The organism is Catenulispora subtropica, from assembly GCF_039531675.1.
Classification (GTDB): Bacteria; Actinomycetota; Actinomycetes; order Streptomycetales; family Catenulisporaceae; genus Catenulispora; species Catenulispora subtropica.
In genome coordinates this window covers 38,666-61,060 of the sequence record NZ_BAAAQM010000009.1, presented here as the reverse complement: position 1 = coordinate 61,060, position 22,395 = coordinate 38,666, and the positions used below count along the sequence as shown (strand labels likewise).

Genomic DNA, 22,395 nt, shown 5'->3' with positions numbered 1-22,395 from the left:
CGGCTTGGCCGGACTTGGCTCGGCTCGGCTCAATCGACTCAGCCCGGCTCGGCTTAGCTTGGCTTGGCCGGACTTGGCCCGGCTCGGCTCAGGTCGGCTCGGCCGGACTTGGCTTGGCCCGGCTCAGGTCGGCTCGGCCGGACTTGGCTCGGCTCGGCTCAGGTCGGCTCAGCTGGGCTCGGCTGGGCTGGGTTGGCCGGACTTGGCTCGGCTCGACTCAGCCCGGCTCCGCTCGGCTTGGTCCATCCGCTTTCCTCGGCTCCGCCGGACGCCTAATCCGTCCCGCCGACCGTCACCGTCCGCACCCCGTCCCCCGCGACCCGGCCGCCGATCTCGGCCCACCCGGCCGCCTGTGCCGGTCGCGCCCAGATCTCCGACCCCCACCCCTGTCGGATCATCACCGGCCGCCGCAGTGCCTCGACCTGCCGCATCGCGGCCGAGCCGGTGGCTTCGTCCTCGTCGACGCCGCTGTCCGCGGCGAACACCCGGGCGCGTATCAGCCCGCGTGGCTCGTCGACCCAGGCCCAGAACTGGTGCCGCCGGTACTCCGGCCCTGGTGGCACGGCCAGCATCTCGACCGCGCCTTCGTCCGCGAGCTGGACCAGGCCCCAGTCCGGGGCGTCGGCCACGCGGCCGCGGATCCACGTGAGGCCGTCCTCGGCCCAGGTCGCTACCTCGGCCGCCTTCGCCGGGCGCAGCGTGGTGACCGGGCGGCCGGCGAGTTTCGACAGCAGCCACGCGGTCCCGACCAGCGGATGCCCGGCCAGGGGGAGTTCCGCGGCCGGGGTGAAGATGCGCAGGGCGGCCTTGTCGACGTCGTCGACGAAGACCACCTCGCTGAACCGCAGGTCCGCGGCCAGTTTGGAGCCGGCCGCGGCGTCCAGGTGCGCGGCGTCCAGCACCACGCCCAGGTTGTTGCCGAACAACCCCTGCCCGTCGGTGAACACCCGGACTATGTGGACGTCAGCCATCACGCTCATAAGCCCAGGCTACTGTGCGGCACCGACCGCGACCTCGGTCACTTCCCGGCGGTCACTTCTTGGCCTTGTCGCCGGTCTCGTTGGTCAGGGCGGCGATGAAGGCGTCCTGCGGGACCTCCACGCGGCCGACCATCTTCATCCGCTTCTTGCCTTCCTTCTGCTTCTCCAGCAGCTTGCGCTTGCGGGAGATGTCGCCGCCGTAGCACTTGGCGAGGACGTCCTTGCGCATCGCGCGAACGGACTCGCGGGCGATCACCCGGGAGCCGATCGCGGCCTGGATCGGCACCTCGAACTGCTGGCGCGGGATCAGCTCGCGCAGCCGCTCGGTCATGCGGACGCCGTAGGCGTAGGCCTTGTCCTTGTGCACGATCGCGGAGAACGCGTCGACGGTCTCGCCGTGCAGCAGGATGTCCACCTTCACCAGGTCGGCCTGCTGCTCGCCGGTGGGCTCGTAGTCCAGGGAGGCGTAGCCGCGGGTCTTGGACTTCAGCGAGTCGAAGAAGTCGAAGACGATCTCGGCCAGCGGGAGGGTGTAGCGGATCTCGACCCGGTCCTCGGACAGGTAGTCCATCCCGAGCATGGTCCCGCGCCGGCTCTGGCACAGCTCCATCACCGCGCCGACGAAGTCGTTCGGGGTCAGGATCGTGGCGCGGACCACCGGCTCGTGGATCGCCATCACCTTGCCGCCGGGCATCTCCGAGGGGTTGGTGACGATGTGCTCGGTACCGTCCTCCATCACGACCCGGTAGACCACCGACGGCGCGGTGGCGATCAGGTCCAGGTTGAACTCGCGGTCCAGGCGCTCCCGGATGATCTCCAGGTGCAGCAGGCCCAGGAAGCCGCAGCGGAAGCCGAAGCCCAGGGCCGCCGACGTCTCCGGCTCGTAGACCAGCGCCGCGTCGTTGAGCTGCAGCTTGTCCAGGGCCTCGCGCAGCTCCGGGTAGTCCGAGCCGTCGATCGGATAGATGCCGGAGAACACCATCGGCTTGGGCTCCTTGTACCCGCCGAGGGTCTCGGTGGCGCCCTTGTTCTGGGTGGTGACGGTGTCACCGACCTTGGACTGCCGCACGTCCTTCACGCCGGTGATCAGGTAGCCCACCTCGCCGGCGCCCAGGCCCTGCGACGGCGTCGGCTCCGGGGAGATGACGCCGATCTCCAGCAGCTCGTGGGTGGCGCCGGTGGACATCATCTGGATGCGCTCGCGCTTGGTCAGGTGGCCGTCGACCACCCGGACGTAGGTGACCACCCCGCGGTAGGAGTCGTAGACCGAGTCGAAGATCATGGCCCGCGCCGGGCCGTTCGGGTCGCCGGCCGGGGCCGGGACGCGGCGCACCACCTCGTTGAGCACGTCCGGGACGCCGACGCCGGTCTTGGCCGAGACCCGCAGCACCTCGTCCGGGTCGCAGCCGATCAGCCGCGCCATCTCCTCGGCGTACTTCTCCGGCTGCGCGGCCGGCAGGTCGATCTTGTTCAGCACCGGGATGATCTGCAGGTCGTTCTCCATGGCCAGGTACAGGTTGGCCAGGGTCTGCGCCTCGATCCCCTGGGCGGCGTCGACCAGCAGGATGGTGCCCTCGCACGCCGCCAGCGACCGGGACACCTCGTAGGTGAAGTCCACGTGCCCGGGGGTGTCGATCATGTTCAGGATGTAGGTCCGGCCGTCGTCGGCCCGCCACGGCAGGCGCACTGCCTGGGACTTGATGGTGATGCCGCGCTCGCGCTCGATGTCCATCCGGTCCAGGTACTGGGCGCGCATGGCACGCTCGTCGACCACACCGGTGAGCTGCAGCATCCGGTCGGCCAGGGTCGACTTGCCGTGGTCGATGTGGGCGATGATGCAGAAGTTGCGGATCAGCGCCTGGTCAGTGGTCGACGGCTGCGGGATGTTCGGCGGGAGGGCGGGCACTCGGGGTCCAGTCTGTCCGGGGAACGGTGTGCTACGGGTCTAAAGCTCTACAGGTCTATGGCTCTACTAGCAGGGCTCACTACAGAGTTCACTACACTGCCCTCTATCGTCCCATGACCCGTGGGGTAACTGAGAACCGTATATAGCAACGTCACAGGCTACGTGCCCGGTTTGGGTCCGCGCACGCCCGCCTGCTAGCCTGGTCCCTTGCGTGGCGCGTGCGTTGCCTCGCGCCCACCACCTTCTATCTCACCAAGCAGAGGCATCTTTCAGTGGCGAACATCAAGTCCCAGATCAAGCGGATCAAGACCAACGAGAAGGCGCGCCTGCGCAACAAGGCGGTCAAGTCCTCGCTGAAGACCGCGATCCGCAAGACCCGCGAGGCCGTCGAGTCCGGCGACGTCGCGAAGGCGCAGGAGCTGGCCCAGGCCGCCTCCCGCCAGCTGGACAAGGCCGCCTCGAAGGGCGTCATCCACGCCAACCAGGCCGCGAACAAGAAGTCGGCGCTGGCGAAGAGCGTGAACGCCCTGCAGGGCTGACCCTCTTTCCCTTCTTGCGGTCCCTCTCGCCGCGGTAGAGAACTTCCCGATCGGCGCGACCCCTTCCCCAGGGGTCGCCCCGATCGGCTTTTCCCGGGCCGGCCCGCTTTCCCGGGCCCCGGCCCGCTTACCGCAGGCGGTGGGCCGTGCGCGCTAGGCTTTCGCACGTCGATGCGTTCTCTCGCGGGACAAACAGGGGTGGGGATTCATTCATGGAACCGCTGCGACCGGCCGATCCGAGGAGGATCAGCAGCTACGAGATCCTGAACCGGCTCGGCGCCGGCGGGATGGGGCAGGTCTACCTCGGACGCTCGCCGTCCGGCCGACGGGTCGCGGTGAAGGTGATCCGGGGCGAGCTGACCAGCGACCCCACGTTCCGTGAGCGGTTCCGCCGCGAGGTCACCGCGATGCGGCAGGTGTCGGGGTTCTTCACGGCGCCGGTGGTGGACGCCGACCCGGACGGCGACCCGGCGTGGCTGGCCACCGCCTACGTGCCCGGGCCGTCGCTGTCCGACGCCGTCAAGCAGCGCGGGCCGATGCCGCAGCAGGACGCCCTGGTGCTGGGCGCGGGCCTGGCCGAGGCGCTGATCGCGATCCACCGCGAGGGGCTCACGCACCGCGACCTGAAGCCGGCCAACGTGCTGCTGGCCGACGACGGGCCGCGGGTCATCGACTTCGGGCTGGCGGTCACCGCGCAGTCCTCCACGGTCACGCAGGCCGGCACGGTGGTCGGCACGCCGTCGTTCATGTCGCCGGAGCAGGTGTCCGGGCAGCCGGTGGGGCCGTCCTCGGACGTGTGGTCGCTCGGGGCGGTGCTGTTGTGGGCCGCCACCGGCCGCCAGCCCTTCGGCGAGGGCGGGACCATGGAGATGATGTTCCGGGTCGTCAACGGCGAGCCGGACCTGTCGGGGCTGTCCGGGACGCTGCTGCAGCTGGTGTCGGCGTGCATGACCAAGGAACCGGGCGCGCGGCCGACGCCGGAGCGGATCCTGGAGGTGCTCTCCGAGGGCGCCGGGGTCGAGGCGACGGCGGCCATGGGGTGGATCCCGCCGCAGGCCGCGCCGACGATGCCCGGGACGCCGACCTCGCAGCCGCAGGTGGTGTCGCAGCCGACGCCGCCGCACTCGATGCCGTCGGTGCCGTCGATGCCGTCGATGCCGATGACGGGCCCGGGCCAGAGCGGAGCGGCACCCCAGTTCGAGCAGTCGCTGCCCCTGCCGCAGGGGCCGCACACGCCGCCGCACTCGATGCCGTCCGTGCCGTCCGTGCCGTCGGTGCCGTCGATGCAGGTGCCGCCGCAGCAGATGGGCGGGCCCCTGTCCGGGCCGCCGTCGAACCCCTCGAACCCGTCACTCCCGACGTACCAGGGCGCGCCGCCGACCCAGGCCGCGCCGGTCGCGAATCCGTGGGCGAGCCCGCCGTCGCCGCCGTACGGCGTCCAGCAGGGTACCTTCGCCCCGCCGCCCAAGAAGAACCGCAACGGCCTGATCGCCGCGGTCGGCGGTGTGGTCACGGTGGCGCTGGTCGGCGGCGGCATAGCCCTGTTCGCGTCCGGCGGCGGCTCGGGCGGCTCCAGCGGCGGCACGAGCGGCGGCACCCTGGGCGGCACCGGCGGCATCGACCAGAGCGCCATCCCGGCCGACTTCCCGCTGTCCAGCCTGCTCACCGACGACGACGCGTCGCAGTACCTGAAGACCTCGGCGACCGCCGGCACCCCGGTCGACAACACCTCGGACGACCCCGCGACGTACGACAAGGCGTGGAGTACCTCCACCGGTGCCGAGCTGCGCATCCAGGCCTCGAACTACAAGAAGGACGCGACGCAGGCCGTCGGCGCCTTCCTCGGGAACACCTCGACGCTCGCCACCGAGGCCAAGTTCGAGGACCAGGGGAAGCTCGGCAACTCGGACAAGACCGAGATCCAGGTCGACACAGATGCCAGCAGCGGGTTGCAGCACTGCAGGATCGAGATGATCCGCGGCGGGCTGGACATCACGGTGCGGTTCACCGAGGAGGGGTCGGCGGCCGGCGCGCACACGGACGTGGTCAACCTGGCGAAGCTGGTCGCGGGGCGGCTGCCGAAGCGGTGAGGCGGGGAGCGGCGCGGGTGCCGGCGAGCGGCGCGTGCTGGCGAAGGCCGCGGGTGTCGGCGAGCGCCGGTGCCGGCGGGTGCTGGCGAACGCCGCAGGTGCCAGCAAGCGCCGCAGGTGCCGGCGAGCGCCGCGGGCGTCAGCGAGCGCCGGTGCCAGCAAGCCCCGCGCGTGCTGGCGAAGGCCGCGGGTGTCGGCGAGTGCCGGTGCCAGCCACCCCTGCGGGTGCCGGCGAGCCGGGCGCGGCAGTCCGGAGCGGAGCCCTCAGCCCCGCACGCCCTGCCCGCGCGCCCGGCACACGGTCACGACGCACCGCTCCAGCGCGTAAGCCGAGTCGTCACCGCCGCCCTTCACCGCCGCGTCGGCCTCGGCCACCGCGAGCAGCGCGACGCTGATGCCGTCCGGCGTCCAGCCGCGGACCTGCTGCCGGACCTTGTCGATCTTCCAGGGCGGCATCCCCAGGTCGCGGGCCAGGTCGGCGGGGCGCGCGCCGCGCGGCGCCGAGGCCACCCGGGCCACCGACCGCACGCCGGCGGCCAGCGCGCTGGTGATCAGCACCGGGGCGGTGCCGGTGGCCAGGGCCCAGCGCAGCTGCTCCAGGGCCTGCGCGGTGCGGCCGTCGACGGCCAGGTCGGCCACCGTGAACCCGGACACCTCGGCCCGGCCGCTGTAGTACTTGGCGACCACGGTCTCGTCGATCGGGGTGCGGGCGTCCTCGCTGGTGTCGGCGACCAGCTGCGAGGCGGCGGCCGCCAGCTCGCGCAGATCGTTGCCGACCGCGTCCAGCAGCGCTCGGGCGGCCTCTTCGGTGATCTGCCGTTTGGCGGCCTTGAACTCCTCGCGCAGGAACGCGATCCGCTCGGCCGGCTTGGTGACCTTCGCGACGTCGATCCGCCACGCCCCGGCCTTCTCCACCGCCGTGAGCAGCGCTTTGCCCTTCACTCCGCCGACGTGCACCACGACCAGCGTGATCTCGTCGGCGAGGCCGCCCAGCGCCGCGATCAACGCGGTGGCGTCGTCGGCGGCCAGGTCCTGCGCCGCGCGCACGACGACCACCCGGCTCTCCCCGAACAGCGAAGGGCTCACCAGCTCGGCGAAGGTGCCCGGGGTGAAGTTGCCCGGCGACAGGTCGCGCGTCTCGGTGTCCGGGTCGAGGGCCCGGCGTGCGGCGGCGACCCGGGCCACGGCCCGGTCGACGAGCAGTTCCTCGGCCCCGACGACGAGGACGAGCTGGGGCGGGGCGGCGGTCTCGGCAGGCATCGGGTCAAGCATGGCACGGCGGGGGGACAAGCCCGGCTCAGTCCTCCGCCTTCGCCTCCTTGGCCGCCGCCTTCATCTCCTTCTTGAACGCCCGCACCTTCGCCAGACTGGCGGCGTCCACGACGTCGGCCACGGACCGCGTCGATCCCTCGGTCCCGTAGTCCCCGGCGGCCTCTCGCCAGCCTTGGGGCGTCACGCCGAACTGCTTGCCGAGCAGCGCCACCAGGATCTGCGCCTTCTGCTTCCCGTAGCCGGGCAGCGCCGAGACCCGTTTGAACAGGTCGGCGCCGTCCTTCGCCCCGGTCCAGACGGTCTCGGCGTCGCCGTCGTACTGGTCGACCACGGCCTGCGCCAGCTTCTGGGTCCGCTCGGCCATCGCCTTGGGGAACCGGTGGATCGCCGGCACCTCCGAGAAGACCGCCACGAACTCGTCCGGGTCGTAGCCGGCGATCTGCTCGGCGTCGAGGCGCTTCACGCCGAGCCTGGTGGCCAGCACGTAGGGGCCGGAGAACGCCTTCTCCATCGGCACCTGCTGGTCGAGGAGCATCCCGGTCAGCACTCCCAGGGGGTCCTGCGCGAGGAAGGCGTCGGCGTCGGGGTTCTGGGCCAGATGCAGCGTCACCATGCCCCAAGCCTGGCAGAACCGCCGCCCGGGCAGCGGCGGTTCTGGTCCGTTCGAGGCACCGGGTCGGCGAGGCGGCGCGCGCCGCGCCTCAGTCCTCGGATTCCAGACGCCTGAGAATGTCCAGCACGGAGGCCGCCGCGCGCGGCTCCAGCCACGGGCATGCCAGGACCACGCTGCACATCGACCCCAGGATCGTGACCGGCCGCTTCTCGGCGATCTGGACGAACAGCGCCAGCCGGTTCAGCAGCCGTTCCAGGATCTCCTCGCGCGTCTCGGGGAACGCCCAGCCGACCGCGACCAGCGCCATCCCGGCCGCCTCGCAGATCCAGTCCTCGGGGCCGTCGAGCAGGTCGAACAGGATCCGGCGCCGCCCGGAGACGTCCCACGGCTCGTCGGTGCGATGGTGCGCGATTCCGACGCAGGCGATCGTCTGCACCGATCGGACCCAGTAGTCCGGCGCCTGCAGCGCGAACCCGTCCGGCCAGGGCGCGTCCTGCGGCGCGGGAAGGTGCGCCAGGACGCCCAGCAGCTCCGGCACCGGCACGCCGGCCAGCGCGACGGCGCGGTCGTACAGGCCGGTCGGCCCGGGCCAGTTCGGGGTGGCCAGGTCCCGGACCAGCGCGGTGGTCTGCGGCGACGGCGGGTCGAAGGCCGGCACGGCGTCCAGGCCCTCGTACCGCCAGGCGGCGACGTCGACCTGGCGGGACGGACGGCGCGGGTCCGGGTCGCCGATCTCCAGGAAGGACATGCTCAGCCCGGGGACCACCAGCCGCAGCGTGGCCAGCGCGCTCGGCGGCTCGATGATCGACAGCGACATCTCGCCGGCGATGCCGTGGTTCTCGGCCTCGATGAGCTGCCGCAGCACGTTGACGCAGGCCTCGGTGGCCCCGGTCACCTGTCCGACCCAGGCCAGCCCTCGGCTGTGGTGGCCGAGCAGGTAGGCGGCGTAGTCGTGATCGGGGTGCGCGCGGTGGTGGTCGGCCAGGGCCAGCAGGTGCACCGGGTCGTCGTCGGCCTCGAACCGCATGCCGAGCAGCGCCGGCGCCGCCTTCTCGTGCGCGGGCTCGGCCGCGACCACCTTCTCGAGCAGCGCGATGCCCTCGGCGCGCCGTCCGACCAGGGACAGCGACTCGGCGAGGTCGACCATCAGGTAGGTCTGCGAGGGGTCTTCCTCGACGGTGCGCGTCCACAGCGCGATGGCGTCGCCGATCCGGCCGAACCGGCGCAGCGCGTTGCCCAGCATGATCGCGCCCATCGCCCCGGCGCCGCCCCGGACCGCCGCCTCCCCCCAGCGGATCGCCCCCTGCGAGTCGCCCATCCGCCGGGCCAGCCCGCAGGCCACGGCCGCGAGCTGCGGGTCGGCGTCGTGGCCCAGCACGGCCTGCACGACCCGGGCGAAGGGCACCAGGGCCGGCAGCTCCTCCTCGGAGACCGGATCGCCCAGGCCCTGGCACAGCCGCAGCACGGCCTGTGTCAGCGACGCCGCGTTCAGGCGCGCGGGCAGCTCCGGGTCGGCCAGCCAGGCCACGTCGGCCCAGGGCCGGGCGGGCGCCGCGCTCATGACGCCGGCCAGCAGCTGCACCGCTTCGTCGTACCGCCCGACGGCGGCCAGCAGCGAGGCCCGGCAGGCCAGCGCGCCGGTGTAGCGCTCGGTGTCCGGGAACAGCGGCAGCGCCGCCCCCGGCCCGCCGACCCGCGCCACCAGTTCGGCCAGCGCCTCGTGCGCCTCCGGCAGCGAGGGGTCGGTGCCGATCGCCCCGGCCACGTGGTTCGCGGCGTGCACGAGGTCGCCGCCGTCCAGGATGAGCCGCGCCACCGCGACCTCGCCTTCGGCCTCCAGACGCTCGCAGCATCCGGTGTCGCAGGCGGCGGTGTGGGTGTGGCTGTGGGCGTGCTCGTCGTGGCCGTCCATGAGCCGGCTCCCCTCCTGACTCGGCTTCGGGTACGGGGCACGAGACTATCCATAAGCTGCGACACGCGGCGACGACGCTTTACAGCTCCTCTCTTTTCATGGTGGCGACCCGAAGACGGGACGCCGTCCCGAAGACGACGATCTGCCCGTCGCGATCGGTGCGGAAGACCCGCGCACCGGCGGTGGCGGCCAGGTCGAGGGTGCGCGAGGCCGGGTGGCCGTAGGTGTTGCCCGCACCGACCGATATCACGGCGAGGCGCGGATGCACGGCGGTGAACAGGTCCGGGTCCTGATGCGCGGAACCGTGGTGGGGCACTTTCAGCACGTCGGCGGCGAGGTCCGGATGTGCGGCCAGGACCGCCTGCTGGGCCGGTGGTTCGATGTCGCCGGTCAGCAGCAGGCGGACGGGGCCGTCGCGGGTTGCGATGGTCACGTGGAGGACGACGCTGGCGTTGTTCGGGCCGGAGCCCTCTTCGCGGCGGTGGGGTGAGGCGCGGGAGCGGTGGTTGTGCTTCGGCGGCGGCACGGCCGCGGGGTCGGGCCAGAGAACGTCCCAGGACACGGGGCCGTATGCGCGGCGTTCTCCGGCGGTGGCTTGTGAGGTGCGGATTCCGGCCGAGTTCGCCCAGGTCGCGACTTCGGTCACGCCCCGGGGCGGGTCGGGGTCGTCGGTGGTCTCGATCTCGGCGACGGCGCGACCGCGGAGGACGCCCGGAACGCCGTCGACGTGGTCGGCGTGGAAGTGGGTGAGGAGGAGCAGCGGGATCTTGTGGATGCCGAGGTCGGTCAGGCAGCGGTCGGCTTTCGCGGGGTCGGGGCCGGTGTCGACGACGACGGCCGTGCCCGGGCCGACGGCGAGGGCGAGGGCGTCGCCCTGGCCGACGTCTTCCCTGTCAACTCTGCTGGTGTTGCGGCAAGACCGTGTCGGGTTAGGTCTGACTTAGCTCTGTGACCGCAGGGCACAGGTACCGAAATTGAAGCGCGGCGGATGACGGAACGGGAGGATGATGTTCACATCATCCTGAACCACCAGGCTCGACACCGACCAGGCCTTTCCGGAGATCCGAGGAACCACCTTGCACAGCACGGCCAACACTCACGGCGCCATCCCCGGCTGGTCCGTTCTGGACTCCGCCACCGCCGAGTTCGGCATCCCGAAGGACGCACTCGTCCTCGCGCTGCGCTTCGCCGACCAGACCCCTGAGTATCCGGTGTTCCCCGCCGCAGAGAACCGGCTCAAGGTCTACCTGGACCTCAAGGACTGGGTCTCGCTGGCCAAGGCCCGGCTTGGCCGGCCCCAGTTCCCCGCCGACCAGGTCGCCTACGAGATGCTGCGCGCCACGACGGCCGCCCACCAGGTGATCGCTCCGTTGTCCGCGACGACGTACATGGAGGTGGCGAAGATCTCCTCGCTGCGGCAGCGGACCGATCTGACCGACGTCATCACCGAAATCAGCGGCTTCGCGACGATCACCGGACGGTGGATCGCCGTCGATCACCAGCTGCGTACCGCGCTCGCCGCGCGGTACGGCGGAGACGCCCCCGCGCCGATCCATCCATTTGGACTCGGCGCCATGTTCGCCTTCGGCGACAGCCGCGTCATGGTCCTGAAGGGCAAGGACGCCGCCGTTCCCGGCCTACCCGCCGACGTGGTCAAGGAGATGGAGACCACCGGGCGGGTGCTCGGGGAGTACATGTTGCTGCGCGGCGCGCTGCCCGAGGACCTGCCGGAGCTGCGCAAGCTCGGGTACCAGCCCGAGGCCGTAGCGCAGATGGAACAGGCCCGTCTGAAGCGGGAGACGGACCTGGCCGCGATGGTCGCCGACGGCACCGTCGACCGCTCCCGGTTGGGCAACATCACCGCGGCCCGCCACATGTTCTGGGAGCTCCGCCAGCACCTAGTCCCCGCTCTGGCCGACTACGGCGTCGGCATCGATGACTTCTTCGACAACGGTGCGGAGTGGCTGACTGCGTTCCTGGACGACATCCCCAGCGCAGCCGTCGACATCACGCTCCACGAGAAGGGGTTCCGGAACTCCTACAAGAAGTGGACCGGCAACGACGTCCGTGACGCCGACGCCCTGTCCGCCGCGATCCCGTACTGCCAGGTCGTGATGACCGACAAGTACGCGGCCGCCCAGTTGGCGACGTCGTCGGCGGCCAGCAAGCAGGGCACGCTGGTCTTAAGCCGCCTGTCCGACCTCAACGCCGCTTTGCCCGACATGCTTCCCGCCTCCAGCACCGGGACGCCGTAGCAACCTGGCCGACGCTTAGCAGAAGGAGCGGCTGCGGTCAGGAGACGCCACGACCGCAGCCGCTCAGGCGTGCGGCCACTACCGTCAAGCCACCAAAACACCCGGGGCGCCCGGGGCGATCATCCACATGCTGGCCGGACCGCTGCTGCGCTCCCTGGGCATCGAGCATCGCAAACGGCAAAGAAGCGGCGGAGCCCAAAAGCTCCGCCGTCCGAGCAGAGCGCACCGCGCCACGTCCCCGCACCCCGCCGTCGGCCGACCAGAACGCCGTCCGCCGTCACCAACCGCCCAGTCGATCGTTATGCGATCAAAAGAGCCGCCAGAGCATAGCGGCCCGGGCGGAAGGGACAGATCAGTGGCGCACACTACGGTCAGCGACCACGTTGTCGTCAGCGCCGACGCCGGGCGTGCCCAAGCGCACCAGGACCTCACCTCCACGGCTTTAATTCCCGCCCCTGTAGAAACCACCGGCGCCGACTTCGAACGGTGGCACCGCCGTGTCTTCCTGGCCTTCGGTCTCCGACTCGCCGAACACTCCGACGGCCACCGATTCACGCTCTACGACCAGCGCCTGGCAAAGGAAGAGTTCGACGCCGCGGACACCGCCTACCACGACGCGTTCAACGATGAGGTCATCGCCTGGCCGCTAGAACGGCTCCTGGCCGATGCCCAGCGGGCCACCGCCGTTGCCGCATGCCAGGGGATCACGCCCCCTCCGGGCAAGTTCCAGCTGGTCGCCTGGCAGTAGAGACTGGTCGAATCAGCTGGCCGCGATGTCCCGTTAGGAGTCCCGAGCCTGCCTCCTGGCTGCGATCTCTCGACGCTCGGTCTCCAGCCGAGCTTCGTACTCGTCTGACAGCAACTCGCCCTATGAGCTTGGTCGTGCAGCGTTCTTCCGCTGGCTGGCAGGACCGCCAGGGTAGAAGCGGTCACAAGTAGTTCTGTACGTGCTCGTCGTCGTAGTCCGCGTCGCCGTTCATCATCATGATGGCGAGGCCCTTGTTGTAGTTCGACTCGGTGTCCGAAATGGCGCAATCGGCGCAGACACCCCCATCGTACTGCTCGTCGTAGTCCACATCCCCTCCAAACTCCGACTTGTACTCCTCTCGCGCGTCTTGGACGTCAAAGGGCTCTTGGCACACGCCACAAGTCACCATGACCGGCATGCTATTTGCCCGGGACCAGGCTGGCGCGCCGAAACCGTATATCGGCGTGCACGGCCGTTATCATCAGCGCTGTGAGCAGCGGTTCTGGGGAGGGCATCCAACGCACTAGTTCTGTAGATGTGTTTCTTTCAAGGAACAGTTCAGCGCGTTGGGCAGGGCGTTCTTCCCTGGTCATGCGACGGGTCCGCCGCCCGCTCTGGCCGAGACTTCCGGCGGCGGACCCAACCCTGTGCTTAAGCACCAAGCCCGGCAAGAAGTCGCGGTCAGCACTGCCACCCAACAACGAAGCTTCGCGCTCTCAGCCTGCGTAGGCCGTGTCCAGATGATCCGCCGTCTGTTGCAAGATGGTGGTGTCCATGGTCGTGACGTCCATGGCGTTGCCGCCAGCCGCGCCCTGTGCAAAGAGGCTGATGAGGACGAGGACGTTGCCGCGCTGGACGAAATACTCGTGTGCGTCAGTTCCCCAGTGCCCCACGCCGTTGCCCCGCGTTCCGTCGAATCTGCGGGCGGTGTGCAAATAGGCGAAGCCGCCGCCGATGGTCGCCGTCTTGTTCAACCTGACCAGCTCGATGCCCTCCATCCCGAAACCCGGTAGAGAGGTCACCGTCTTGCAGGCGGTGAAGTCTGCAGCGATCTGGTCGAGCGCGTGGCCGGCAGCCTGCGGGTCTGGGAAGAAGATCATCCGCTCCTCCAGTTGGGCCTGGGGGTTGCCGGGAAGTGCGGTGAAGTTGGCAGCCTGGACGCCGTCTTTCGCCGGGTCGTAACCCCATTCTCTTCCGGTGGGGTTGCAGGTGTACCAATCCTGCTGAATCACACCCGTTGCCCCAACTGGTGTCTGGCCACTGCTCTGCCACGAGAACGCTGCGGCGAAGGGAAGCTCGGTAGGGGCCAGCCAGGCTTCCGCGACGTACTTGTGAAAGTCGGCGGTGAACGACATGGAGCTTGAAGTAGTCGAAGGGTATGTCGACATCGTTGGGATGGGGTTCATCCCGTCCGTCGTCGGGTTCGGGGTGGCAAGCGGGGCTGCGACTGGCGAGGTCGTGCTCGGTCCTGGCGCCGGCGCGGCCGTCTGGCGGTCGGCGTCCAAATCAGGCCCGTTCGGCCCTGCCGCCGACGCGGCGGTCCGGAAACTGCCCGCTGAGGCTGGTCCGGGACTATCCGGCGTCCAGAATGCCGAGTAAATCAGGACCCACAGCACCAAGCCGACTCCCCCGAGCACCAGGGCCGCAGTCAACAGGCCAGCGAAGGCCTCATTTCGGCGCGCGAGCAAAGCGATGACCGAAATCACCACGGTGATGAACCACAGCAACATGTGCGAAGCATCGCATGGAACGGCACGTGTGGAACCCACTCGTTGTGGCCGCCGTGGCGGGGGGCGACTAACCCGCCAGACGTTCCCCATCCTCGGCTCCCTTGGTGTCAGGATGCGCCGGCCGGGCGGCTTTCGGGCGCCGGGACCGCGTAGCGCTCGAGCGCTGGCGCGGCAGCTCCTTGAGGACCGACGTCGCGACGGTCGGCTGTTCGGTGTTCGACAGCTCGATGCCGAAGCCCGACGAGGGGTCCCTCGAGTTGAGCTTCCCGGTGCGGATCGCGCAAACCAGCTGCGCCAAGCGCAGGCTGCGCTTCCCGTCGCTGAGGACCCATACCAGCGTTGCGACGATCGAGATGAAGACGACCGCCGCAACGATCACGGCGGGCCAACCGAGACCGATCCCGGCGGCCCAGCCCGCGACCCCGGTGGCGGCGCTGGCTGTGGCTGCGCGCATGTGACGGATTCCCTTGGAGACGGCGGCGGCGGGGTGCGTAGTCATCGGATCCTCTGTCGGCGGCTGTGGATGCGCAGTCCCCAGGCCAGGGCCGGAAGCTTGCGCCAGATACCGATGACAAAAAGCGCCCGCTGGAGACGGGAGTGAACGAACAGTTCGGCGTTCCACTCCTCGGCGAACTGGCCGCGGTCGGCAGCTGGCAGAACGATCGTGGCCAGCGCCGTCAGATGGCGTGACAGCCGTGGAGGAGCGGATCCTTCGCGACTAGCAGACGACGACGTCTGCCACGACGGCAGGACAGATGGCAGCAGCTTGCGGATCGCCCTGCCCAGCGCCTCGCCCGCGTTGAGGAATTTCTCGTCGGCGAAGTTGTTCCAGAGCACGTCCGCAACGAAGCGGATGAACCGCAGGACGAGCAAGACCGCTGCGATTGCGCGAGTGGTATTCGAGCTCAGACCTAACAGGCTGGGCAATCCCATTATGGCCATACCCAGAGCGACAAACCCGACAGGGTAGGCGGCAATGATGCCGATGACGATAACGGTCACGACCACGTCCTTTGCCTTGGCGAAAGGACGGCGGAGGGATGTGGTCATCGGATCACCTGCCGACGGCCATAGGTGCGCAGTCCCCAGGCCAGGACCGGCAGCTTCCGCCAGATACCGATCACAATCAGGGCCCGGTGAAGGCGAGGATGGACGAACAGCTCCGCATACCAGTTCTGCGCGTACTCCTCGCGGTCGACAGGCGGCAGGGCGAACGCGGCGAGCATCGTCAAACCGCGAGACAGCCGCGGAGTCGAACTCCGGTGGCCCAGCCGAAGTCGGCGCAACGACAACGACGGCATCGACGGAAGAGACCGCGCCGGCAGGTTGCGAATCCAGTTCACCAGGACCGGATAGATCGCCAGCGTGGTCCGTCCGGTGTCGAATGCGAACTCGCCCGCGGCAGCGATAGGCCGGGCGATCAGGATGGCCAGGCGACGAAAGGGCGTCACGACCACCGCCATCGGAACGTAGTACCGAAAAGGCGTCAACGTCACCCAGCTCAATGCAAAGGTCGCGGTGTTCATGTGGCTTGTGACGCGGTCTCGTGCGGCTTGGATCGTGTAGACCCGGGGCGCGACGACCTCCGCAAAGAGGATCACGTCCGAGCCGACGCGACCGCGGCTGATCCGGAACCGATCGATCGACATCGCCAACCCGACGATCTTCATCATGAAGCCGTAGGCGATGTTGAGCATGCTCAGTCGTATGCGTGCGCGGAAGAGATCGAACGCGACGTCGAGCACGCGAACGCGGTTTGTCATGGTCACGAAGTCACACCCGCGGGTCCGGCCTTGCCTCCGAACTTGCGGCCGTTGTGATGCCGAGCCTGGTAACTCTCGGCAAGGGCGAGCCGGGCCGCCTGGGCGCCGTCGCGGCTCAGCTGGTAGTACCGGCGCCGGGGACGGCCCTCGGCGATACTGATATCAGGGTCTTCCCACTCCGACTCAAGCCAGCCGTACTCACGCTCCAGCCGGGCCAGGATCGGATAGATCGTGCCGGACGGGAGGCCGGCCTCAGCACACACCTGCGAGCCATACATAGGTTTGTTCGGCTCGACCAGGAGCGCCCGGAGCACGGCCTGCGTCGGCTGAGTCATCCGCGGACTTCGGTTAGTCTCCATGCGTAGAACTCTACATAGGTAGGTTGAGAGAGCGCAATCTCGTTCGCTTCGCCGCGCCGGGGCTGCAGAAGACCTCTGATTCACGGCTCTGTGAGTCACCCGTATTCTGCCGAGATGAGCGACGCTGCCGACGATCCACGGTTCATGCTGCAGACCGCCATCCTTGGGTTCCACCAGGCGCGGGTGAGGTTTCGGGAGCATGACGCCGACGCTCTTCCCGAACGAGTGGTCATCCCGCTCGCAGAGGCAATGTGGTGGGCAGTAAGCATCCACGAAGGTTTCGCCGAGCTCTGCGCAGCAGACTATGCGAAGCTGTCCGGCCAGACCGGAGCGCTGGTTCTTCAGGGCGCCCGATACGCCCGCAACCGTCTTGGACACCAGCGTGCCCTCGCCGTGGAGCGCGTCAACGGAATCATCCCGCCGCTCACCCCGCCCTTGAGGATGTTCGAGTTCATTTGGCGGCCGGCAGCCGATCTTCCGCCGCCAGATCGTCCGGATCCGCGCGGGCTCGCCAACTACGAGCGATATCTATCGGGCAAAGCCGCGCGTCAGACCTTGGACGACTGCGCTGGATGGTTCGAGACCTGCCGGAACAAGCTGCATAGCCACTTCGGGTTTGCCTGGCCCGCAAGCCCCTGACTGCGAGAGGGGGAGACACAAACGCCCCGGGACGGAGACGCGAGCTTGCCCTGTCAGGACGGTACGACTCCGGCCAGGTAGTCTCGTTTCCTCAGTGCGGCGCGGCCCGTGGGATTAGTCCTCGCCTCGAGCAACCCTGGGGTCGGCTATCTAAGCCTCGGGCAGCGGCCTCAGAAGATCGGGTCCTGCTTTGATCTGCGTCGTCTGCTGCGCTGCTCTTCCTTCAAGCGCGCTGGCCTGGTTCGATTTCACCCCGACACAGCGCCAAGCGGCCGGACCTCCGACAAACGGTGCCGCCTCTGGAAAGCCACCGCAACCGAAGGCTAAAGCAGGACGCCAAATTTAGAGGCTTCTTGAACGACCTGATCCCACAGGGTGCAGATGTCGCTATGCACAAGAGACACGGTCTCGGTCCAGCCGCCGCGAGGCAGGAACTGTTTGGACTCGACTACAGGCGGCCAACCGTGGGTCTGGCGCCAGATGCGAAGAACAGCCTGCTCGGTGGTCCAGATCGGGTAGCCGTCGCCACCGATGGTCTTGTGCGTCACCCATTCGCGGCGGTCGTGTCCGCGCAGACGGCCCGCTGAGTTCGCGATGCCGACCTTCGCGGTGGCGATCGCCGGATGCCAGATCAGGTATAAATGCCCCGGTATAGCCGGGTTGTATCCGCCACCGCCGGAGCAGTTATTGCAGATGCCTTGGCCGCTCTTTATGTTGTCGATTCGGGGGCGGATCTCGTTTCCGCACTCCAGGCATTCGGCGCGCCAGGGCGTGCGGGCGTTGCGGAACCGTTCTAGCGGGATGCCGCCAAAGGGCGGAGCATCCCTAAGCACGGAGGCTGCAGCCTCGTGGGTAAGCGGTATGAGACCTGAGCAGAACCCGCAGCTGCGGATTCCGGCGTTCTTGATGGCGTCCAGCCGCGGCTGGCCCTCCACGCCGCACACGCGATGTCTGCTCGGCCAGGGCTTCGTGACACCGGGGTAGTCGGTAAGTGGGTCCCACCCCGCATCCTGCATGTGCCTCTCGGCCTCCTCCGGCGAGATCGCGATGCCGGCGCAATACCGGCATGCCGCACGCTTTGCCTTCCTTGCCCAGTACAGCGTGGGGTCGGTCGACTCGCCGCACGTGAGACATCGGCACAGCCATGGCGCGTTCAGGCCGGGATAGTGCCTCTGGGGCTCAAGGCCAGCCGCACGCATAGCCGCGACCGCCTCCCGCTCCGGGATTCGCGCCTTGCCGCTGCAGAAGACGCAGGGCCCCTGGCCGGTGCTTACGACGTTCGCGTACCGCGGCCAGATGTCTGCTCCACACGTCATGCACTTGCAGTGCCACCTTGCCAGCGCGTTCTCATACGGTTCCTGCGGATCGGCGCCGCAGTCACGCATTCGCGTCGCGGCGATCTTCGAATCAAGTTTCTTGGTCACGGATCATCCCCCTGGCGAGTATCGTCCGGTGACTGTATCGACAGGCTCTGACTACGCTGTGCAGTACCCACACTGAGGTGGCCGAGGAACTTCGCAACAGCCGCGGCCGAAGGCCAGCATCTGGCGAACCAACACCTCTATCTACGTGCATTCGGCGCACACTTAGGCACACGAAGACGCCTGCTACCGGAGAAGGCTGGCGCCGTACATGCCTACTTCATCGATCTCATCCTCAGAGTCGAGGAGACGCCCCTAGGGCGTGGCCTTGGTCCCAGTGCTCGGCGGGGCGCGTCTAGAACTCAGAGTGCAGGTCTTCACCAACAAGGCGCCGATTCCGGCCATGGGTGGGTCGCAGGTGTCGGGGACAGCGCTCTGCGGCATCATCCATGAGTATCAACATGCCGCCTGACGTACCTGGACGACTTTAGCGGTAGATGCACAGCCTTCGGAGGGGCTCATCCGCTGGCACGAACGAATCCCGTGAAACCGCTTGCCAGCACTTCTGCGAATCTATTGGATTTCACAATCATGCGGCTCAGGAGGCTCCGGTCGAAGAAGCCTCTCGAAGTCCTGGAGCAGGTTGCCATCCCAGCTGATCTTCACCGACGCAGGTGCCTGCTGCGAATCACGACCGGAATCGCTCGTCTTCGCCCGCTGGAGTGCTTCGCGAAGGCGTTGCTGGAGGGCTGGCGGGCTGAGGATGTCGGCGATGGACGCCACCTCGAGAAGGCGGTCCACGTCCGGCTCGTTAGAGGTCTCCGCGAGGTACTCCAGCTCGCCGACAACGAAGTCTTCGAACGCCTCCTGGACTCTAGCGGAGCCGGCGAGCTCGCAGTCACTCCTGTGAGCCCTGATGTGCTCAGCCAGCCTGTCCCACGTGTCGAGGTAGTCGTCGAAGAAGTCGACATTTGTCTTCGCATCGACGCAGGCGTGGAGCCGTTTCCCGACGTCCGTTCCCCTGAGCTCCGCAAGTACTGAATTGTAGGGATATGGATCCACCGTGTCCTCGTCATCGTCCGTTGACAGCTCGACGATATGTGCCTCCACAACCTGCGTCAGCCACTCGCGATCCGGGCGCCATGCGGGAAGCATGCAATTCCAGAAAAGGATGGCGCGGTAGTAGCGTTGCGACTGCGCGGTCACGCGTTGGGCAGCGGCTACGAACGCCTCGCGAACCTGTGGGCTGAGCCTGGATGACCATTGCCTGCGCCCGTCTATCAGCCCCTGTTCATCGCCGAACCACAGCAATTCCAGCGCGTTGAGATCAGTGGCCGTGCGGAGCACGTTCCTGCAAACGGAGACATCTGCGGCGATCCTTCTGAGAACGAACGCTCGGATCGAAGGGTTCATGAACCGCACCTCGCGAACGGTCTTTTGTTGCCCCGAAGACCAGTGGGTCGCCATCTCGACGTTGGTGAATGTCCCTTCAAGTACGTCCAGTGCCCGGTGAAGTTCGCTTTCAGTGAAGCGCAATCCCGTTTCGCGGCATAGGGCATCGAGAATCGCGCAGGCCTCCTCCACGGTGCTGAAGTTACCGTGCAGAGTACTGAGAACATAGAGCAGAAGCCGGTCGAACTCGCGGAGTCCGTTGAACGTGGTCTCCCAGATCGTCTCCGGATTGTCGAGTGCTGCCACGACTCGGGAGACGTAGTGTCGGCCGTCGCCGACGAATTCGGACTGGACACACCAGTCTACGACCCGTGGGTTGAACCCGTGGTGGCCCGCGATCCGCATCCAGCCGTCGTTGGCCAGGTCACCCAGGGCCGGGCCGGGTAGGCTCGCATGCCAGAGGTGGTTGTACAGAACGCGTGCCGCATCAGGAAGCGGAAACTGCGCGAGTCGCACGACGAAGGGCTTGGCGGCGATCCTCCCCACTGGATCGTGCATCCTCCGGGCGTCGCGCAGAATGTACTCGCGACTGGTCATGACGAGCAGAGCGGTCGAGCTGTGCACGACCTCCTCGATGAACTCCTCGATTCGCCTCTGTTCGTTCTTCCGCCCCAGGTGCTCTGCGTAGGAGAGCTCGCCGAGGAAGTCGTCGTAGAAGAAGACCTGCTTCTCGTCCTCGCGCAGCATGGCGAAGGCGTCGTGAATGTCCTCTGACACTTCCACCGGCTGATATCCATCGCCGATGGCCTGCGCGACCAGCATCATGCCAAGTGAGGTCTTGCCGATGCCGGGCGGGCCCACGATGACACAGACCCGATGCTTCTTCAAAAGATCCGTGGCTTCATGATGCGCTTGGGTCACCGCGTAGGCTGGACGCGCCCGTTCGATTCGCTTCTGGAAGGCGCGGGTGCGATTGACGATGCCTGCGTGCACCAGCGTAGTCAGTTGCTCACCGGTGGAGAACAGCAGTTTGATGTGGCGACGCTCGACCGCTGGGAACCGGGTCAGCATGCCGTCCAGATCGCGAGCCCCCAGAACATTCCCGGGTGATCGCATCCACGGCTGGAAGAGTTCGTGGATCTCTTTCTTCTGACGCCCGGTGAGATCGACCGATGTGACCACCCAGTAGTCGTCAGGCTTGTTCTTGCTAACCTTTTCAGCCTCGCGACGCAGTTCACGGAGCAACTTGCTATAGCCAGAGCGAGCATAGTGCTTGCACTGTCCGATCACGGTCTCCTCGCCTAGCCGCCATTGAAGGTCGACGCCGCCGTCCCGTCCAGGCGGAAACCGCTCCACATGTGTGTCGAGCTCGGCCTGAAGCAAGTCAGCCACCAGTTCTTCGAACTCGCGGTCGGAGACGACTGTGAAGTCACGCACGAACACATCATGTCTGCTCCGAGCCCACGCTGGTGCCCGTACCGGCGACCCGGGGCGGTCTTGCCCAGAGGCCGAGGACGCGGCTTGGGTTGAGTGACTTGCCCGTTCAGGTCGCGAGGCCATGTTGATGCTGGTGGCAGCAGCTATATCGGGGCCAGTCGTTCCCGATCGCCAACACGGACGGGAGCCTGTCCGGACCCGCACCTATCGGCACCTGAACGCCACAGCATTGGAGCCGACCGCTCAGCACATCGCGCGCCCTACGTGCAGCTACCACTGTTCAAGCAGGCCGCGTTCCCGTAGGGCGGCGACGATGAACTCCGTTGTCGCGGCGGGGTCTGTCGCCGGTACACGGACGGTCTGCGCCGGGTGCTCGGCCGCGAGCAAGTCGTAGGCCTCGCGCACCTCCTGGCGGTTGTGGTCGTCGCGCTTGTGAGGCGTGGTGAACAGGAACACAGTGTCGGCGTTCTGGCCGGCCCAGACGGTGCCGATAAGGCCGTGGAAGAGTTCGTAGTCAACGCCGTGTTCGGCGAGGTGGCTGGCGTGCCAGCCGTAGGCCACGGTCGACCACCACCACCGGTCCAAGACGACGGCCCGCTCACGGCGGACCTGTTGTAGCGGGCCTAGGTTCTCGGCGTGGCAGGCGAGGTGGAGCAGTTGCCGAGCCAACGGCGAGGCGATGGTCGTGTCCTCGGTCAGCCTGTACACGGCCTGGGTCAGCTCGGTAAGTCCAGAGGGCATGTGCGTGAACTTCGGCGCTGGGTCGGCCCAGCGTAGTTGTTGCAACCGGGTAGCCTGCGAGGATTTGCCGGTGCGGTCCAAACCCTCAAGCACCACCAGCGCCCCGGGGCGCAGGCGCACGGCTTCCCTGACCACGGTGACCCCCTCTTCCTGCGCAGGGTCTATCCCCGTCGGCAGCGGGTCCGAACCAGGGCCGGCAAGTTTCTAATCTCGGGGCTTGCGTCGCGGGCCCCGGCGCCGCAACTCGGGCAGCCCTACCGGGTCTATCTGAGTCCGGAACTCCTCCTCGTGCAGTTGCCGGTACTCCTTGACCAGCTGCGTGACCTTCTCTGGATCGGTGGGACACAGCGCGACAAGAGCGCCGAGGACCTGCGCGGCGCTGGTGTCCCCGCCCTCAGCGATAACCTGCCGCACCAGGATCTCCAGGCGTTCGTCGACCGATTCGGGCCAATGGACGAGCCGCTTGCGCGCGTGGGACCGCCACAGCAGCGCCATTCTTACCAATCCCATCGACCCGAAATGTATCTATCGAATATATACTAGATGTATACTTCAACCATGGCCACTGCGACGAGACCTACGGCAGACCGTTCTGGCGGGCAGAGCCGCAGTCGGGGCGTTACGGCTACACGGCGGCGCGGGATCCGCGTCGCCGGCC

The 22,395-nt window shown here is 68.0% G+C and carries 20 protein-coding genes and 1 pseudogene; 5 read left to right on the top strand and 16 right to left on the bottom strand.

The genetic code is table 11. The annotated features are described in order from the left end of the window. Positions 1-272: 272 nt before the first annotated feature. Together ABD466_RS10450 and lepA are read right to left on the bottom strand one after the other, a co-directional pair. Positions 273-980 (bottom strand): PhzF family phenazine biosynthesis protein, encoded by a 708-nt coding sequence (locus ABD466_RS10450; RefSeq protein WP_344656767.1) that lies wholly within the window; start codon positions 978-980, stop codon positions 273-275. A 52-nt stretch (positions 981-1,032) separates the two neighbouring features. Then, complete coding sequence (gene lepA, locus ABD466_RS10445) at positions 1,033-2,886, bottom strand: translation elongation factor 4 (RefSeq protein ID WP_344656766.1); 1,854 nt, start codon at positions 2,884-2,886, stop codon at positions 1,033-1,035. A gap of 272 nt (positions 2,887-3,158) precedes the next feature. On the opposite strand from lepA, the gene rpsT reads away from it, so the two are divergent. Both rpsT and ABD466_RS10435 read left to right on the top strand, forming a co-directional pair. After that, positions 3,159-3,425 carry a 30S ribosomal protein S20 gene (gene rpsT / locus ABD466_RS10440; RefSeq protein WP_344656765.1) on the top strand — a complete coding sequence of 89 codons (267 nt, stop codon included), beginning with the start codon at positions 3,159-3,161 and terminating at the stop codon, positions 3,423-3,425. Between the two features lie 212 nt (positions 3,426-3,637). Further along, the gene (locus tag ABD466_RS10435) at positions 3,638-5,515 is read left to right on the top strand and encodes a serine/threonine-protein kinase (protein ID WP_344656764.1); all 1,878 of its coding nucleotides are present in this window, start codon (positions 3,638-3,640) and stop codon (positions 5,513-5,515) included. A 264-nt stretch (positions 5,516-5,779) separates the two neighbouring features. On the opposite strand, the gene holA is transcribed toward ABD466_RS10435, so the two are convergent. The 4 genes and pseudogenes from holA to ABD466_RS10415 all read right to left on the bottom strand — a co-directional run. Beyond that, complete coding sequence (holA, locus tag ABD466_RS10430) at positions 5,780-6,775, bottom strand: DNA polymerase III subunit delta (RefSeq protein WP_344656763.1); 996 nt, start codon at positions 6,773-6,775, stop codon at positions 5,780-5,782. A gap of 37 nt (positions 6,776-6,812) precedes the next feature. Beyond that, positions 6,813-7,400, bottom strand: a complete 588-nt coding sequence (locus tag ABD466_RS10425) for an HhH-GPD-type base excision DNA repair protein (protein ID WP_344656762.1) — start codon at positions 7,398-7,400, stop codon at positions 6,813-6,815. Between the two features lie 88 nt (positions 7,401-7,488). Continuing rightward, positions 7,489-9,312 carry a tetratricopeptide repeat protein gene (locus ABD466_RS10420; RefSeq protein ID WP_344656761.1) on the bottom strand — a complete coding sequence of 608 codons (1,824 nt, stop codon included), beginning with the start codon at positions 9,310-9,312 and terminating at the stop codon, positions 7,489-7,491. A 79-nt stretch (positions 9,313-9,391) separates the two neighbouring features. Continuing rightward, a pseudogene (locus tag ABD466_RS10415) lies at positions 9,392-10,132 on the bottom strand (ComEC/Rec2 family competence protein); the annotation flags it as partial. Between the two features lie 256 nt (positions 10,133-10,388). On the opposite strand from ABD466_RS10415, the gene ABD466_RS10410 reads away from it, so the two are divergent. Continuing rightward, the gene (locus ABD466_RS10410) at positions 10,389-11,567 is read left to right on the top strand and encodes a hypothetical protein (RefSeq protein ID WP_344656760.1); all 1,179 of its coding nucleotides are present in this window, start codon (positions 10,389-10,391) and stop codon (positions 11,565-11,567) included. Between the two features lie 355 nt (positions 11,568-11,922). Continuing rightward, positions 11,923-12,315, top strand: a complete 393-nt coding sequence (locus ABD466_RS10405; protein WP_344656759.1) for a hypothetical protein — start codon at positions 11,923-11,925, stop codon at positions 12,313-12,315. A 181-nt stretch (positions 12,316-12,496) separates the two neighbouring features. Here the strand turns inward: ABD466_RS10405 and ABD466_RS10400 are convergent, their stop codons facing one another. From ABD466_RS10400 to ABD466_RS10375, 6 genes are all read right to left on the bottom strand, one after another. Continuing rightward, positions 12,497-12,643, bottom strand: a complete 147-nt coding sequence (locus tag ABD466_RS10400) for a hypothetical protein (RefSeq protein ID WP_344656758.1) — start codon at positions 12,641-12,643, stop codon at positions 12,497-12,499. A 388-nt stretch (positions 12,644-13,031) separates the two neighbouring features. After that, the gene (locus tag ABD466_RS10395; protein WP_344656757.1) at positions 13,032-14,045 is read right to left on the bottom strand and encodes a hypothetical protein; all 1,014 of its coding nucleotides are present in this window, start codon (positions 14,043-14,045) and stop codon (positions 13,032-13,034) included. A 67-nt stretch (positions 14,046-14,112) separates the two neighbouring features. Further along, positions 14,113-14,499, bottom strand: coding sequence for a hypothetical protein (locus ABD466_RS10390; RefSeq protein ID WP_344656756.1), 387 nt, complete (start codon positions 14,497-14,499; stop codon positions 14,113-14,115). Between the two features lie 41 nt (positions 14,500-14,540). Further along, positions 14,541-15,095 (bottom strand): hypothetical protein, encoded by a 555-nt coding sequence (locus ABD466_RS10385; RefSeq protein WP_344656755.1) that lies wholly within the window; start codon positions 15,093-15,095, stop codon positions 14,541-14,543. Continuing rightward, on the bottom strand, positions 15,092-15,814 hold the full coding sequence (locus tag ABD466_RS10380) for a hypothetical protein (RefSeq protein WP_344656754.1): 723 nt from the start codon (positions 15,812-15,814) through the stop codon (positions 15,092-15,094). The genes ABD466_RS10385 and ABD466_RS10380 overlap by 4 nt, the downstream gene beginning before the upstream one ends. Beyond that, positions 15,811-16,167: a PadR family transcriptional regulator gene (locus ABD466_RS10375; RefSeq protein WP_425558603.1), complete on the bottom strand. Its 357-nt coding sequence runs from the start codon at positions 16,165-16,167 to the stop codon at positions 15,811-15,813. The genes ABD466_RS10380 and ABD466_RS10375 overlap by 4 nt, the downstream gene beginning before the upstream one ends. A gap of 114 nt (positions 16,168-16,281) precedes the next feature. Here ABD466_RS10375 and ABD466_RS10370 point away from each other — a divergent pair, with 114 nt between their 5' ends. Further along, positions 16,282-16,806, top strand: a complete 525-nt coding sequence (locus ABD466_RS10370; protein WP_344656753.1) for a hypothetical protein — start codon at positions 16,282-16,284, stop codon at positions 16,804-16,806. Positions 16,807-17,129: 323 nt separating this feature from the next. Here the strand turns inward: ABD466_RS10370 and ABD466_RS10365 are convergent, their stop codons facing one another. From ABD466_RS10365 to ABD466_RS10350, 4 genes are all read right to left on the bottom strand, one after another. After that, a complete protein-coding gene (locus ABD466_RS10365; protein WP_344656752.1) occupies positions 17,130-18,230 on the bottom strand; it encodes a hypothetical protein in 1,101 nt (366 codons plus the stop codon). Between the two features lie 510 nt (positions 18,231-18,740). Beyond that, positions 18,741-20,996: an nSTAND3 domain-containing NTPase gene (locus tag ABD466_RS10360; protein WP_344656751.1), complete on the bottom strand. Its 2,256-nt coding sequence runs from the start codon at positions 20,994-20,996 to the stop codon at positions 18,741-18,743. 270 nt (positions 20,997-21,266) lie between these two features. Next, a complete protein-coding gene (locus ABD466_RS10355) occupies positions 21,267-21,872 on the bottom strand; it encodes a dTMP kinase (protein ID WP_344656750.1) in 606 nt (201 codons plus the stop codon). A 69-nt stretch (positions 21,873-21,941) separates the two neighbouring features. Beyond that, the gene (locus ABD466_RS10350; protein ID WP_344656749.1) at positions 21,942-22,247 is read right to left on the bottom strand and encodes a hypothetical protein; all 306 of its coding nucleotides are present in this window, start codon (positions 22,245-22,247) and stop codon (positions 21,942-21,944) included. Between the last annotated feature and the right edge of the window lie 148 nt (positions 22,248-22,395).

Coding starts and splice junctions, on each gene's coding strand:
- ABD466_RS10450 (WP_344656767.1), bottom strand. CDS start 980: ATGAGCGTGATGGCTGACGTCCACATAGTCCGGGTGTTCACCGACGGG.
- ABD466_RS10435 (WP_344656764.1), top strand. CDS start 3,638: ATGGAACCGCTGCGACCGGCCGATCCGAGGAGGATCAGCAGCTACGAG.
- holA (WP_344656763.1), bottom strand. CDS start 6,775: ATGCCTGCCGAGACCGCCGCCCCGCCCCAGCTCGTCCTCGTCGTCGGG.
- ABD466_RS10425 (WP_344656762.1), bottom strand. CDS start 7,400: ATGGTGACGCTGCATCTGGCCCAGAACCCCGACGCCGACGCCTTCCTC.
- ABD466_RS10420 (WP_344656761.1), bottom strand. CDS start 9,312: ATGGACGGCCACGACGAGCACGCCCACAGCCACACCCACACCGCCGCC.
- ABD466_RS10395 (WP_344656757.1), bottom strand. CDS start 14,045: ATGTTGCTGTGGTTCATCACCGTGGTGATTTCGGTCATCGCTTTGCTC.
- ABD466_RS10390 (WP_344656756.1), bottom strand. CDS start 14,499: ATGCGCGCAGCCACAGCCAGCGCCGCCACCGGGGTCGCGGGCTGGGCC.
- ABD466_RS10385 (WP_344656755.1), bottom strand. CDS start 15,095: ATGACCACATCCCTCCGCCGTCCTTTCGCCAAGGCAAAGGACGTGGTC.
- ABD466_RS10375 (WP_425558603.1), bottom strand. CDS start 16,167: ATGGAGACTAACCGAAGTCCGCGGATGACTCAGCCGACGCAGGCCGTG.
- ABD466_RS10370 (WP_344656753.1), top strand. CDS start 16,282: ATGAGCGACGCTGCCGACGATCCACGGTTCATGCTGCAGACCGCCATC.
- ABD466_RS10350 (WP_344656749.1), bottom strand. CDS start 22,247: ATGGGATTGGTAAGAATGGCGCTGCTGTGGCGGTCCCACGCGCGCAAG.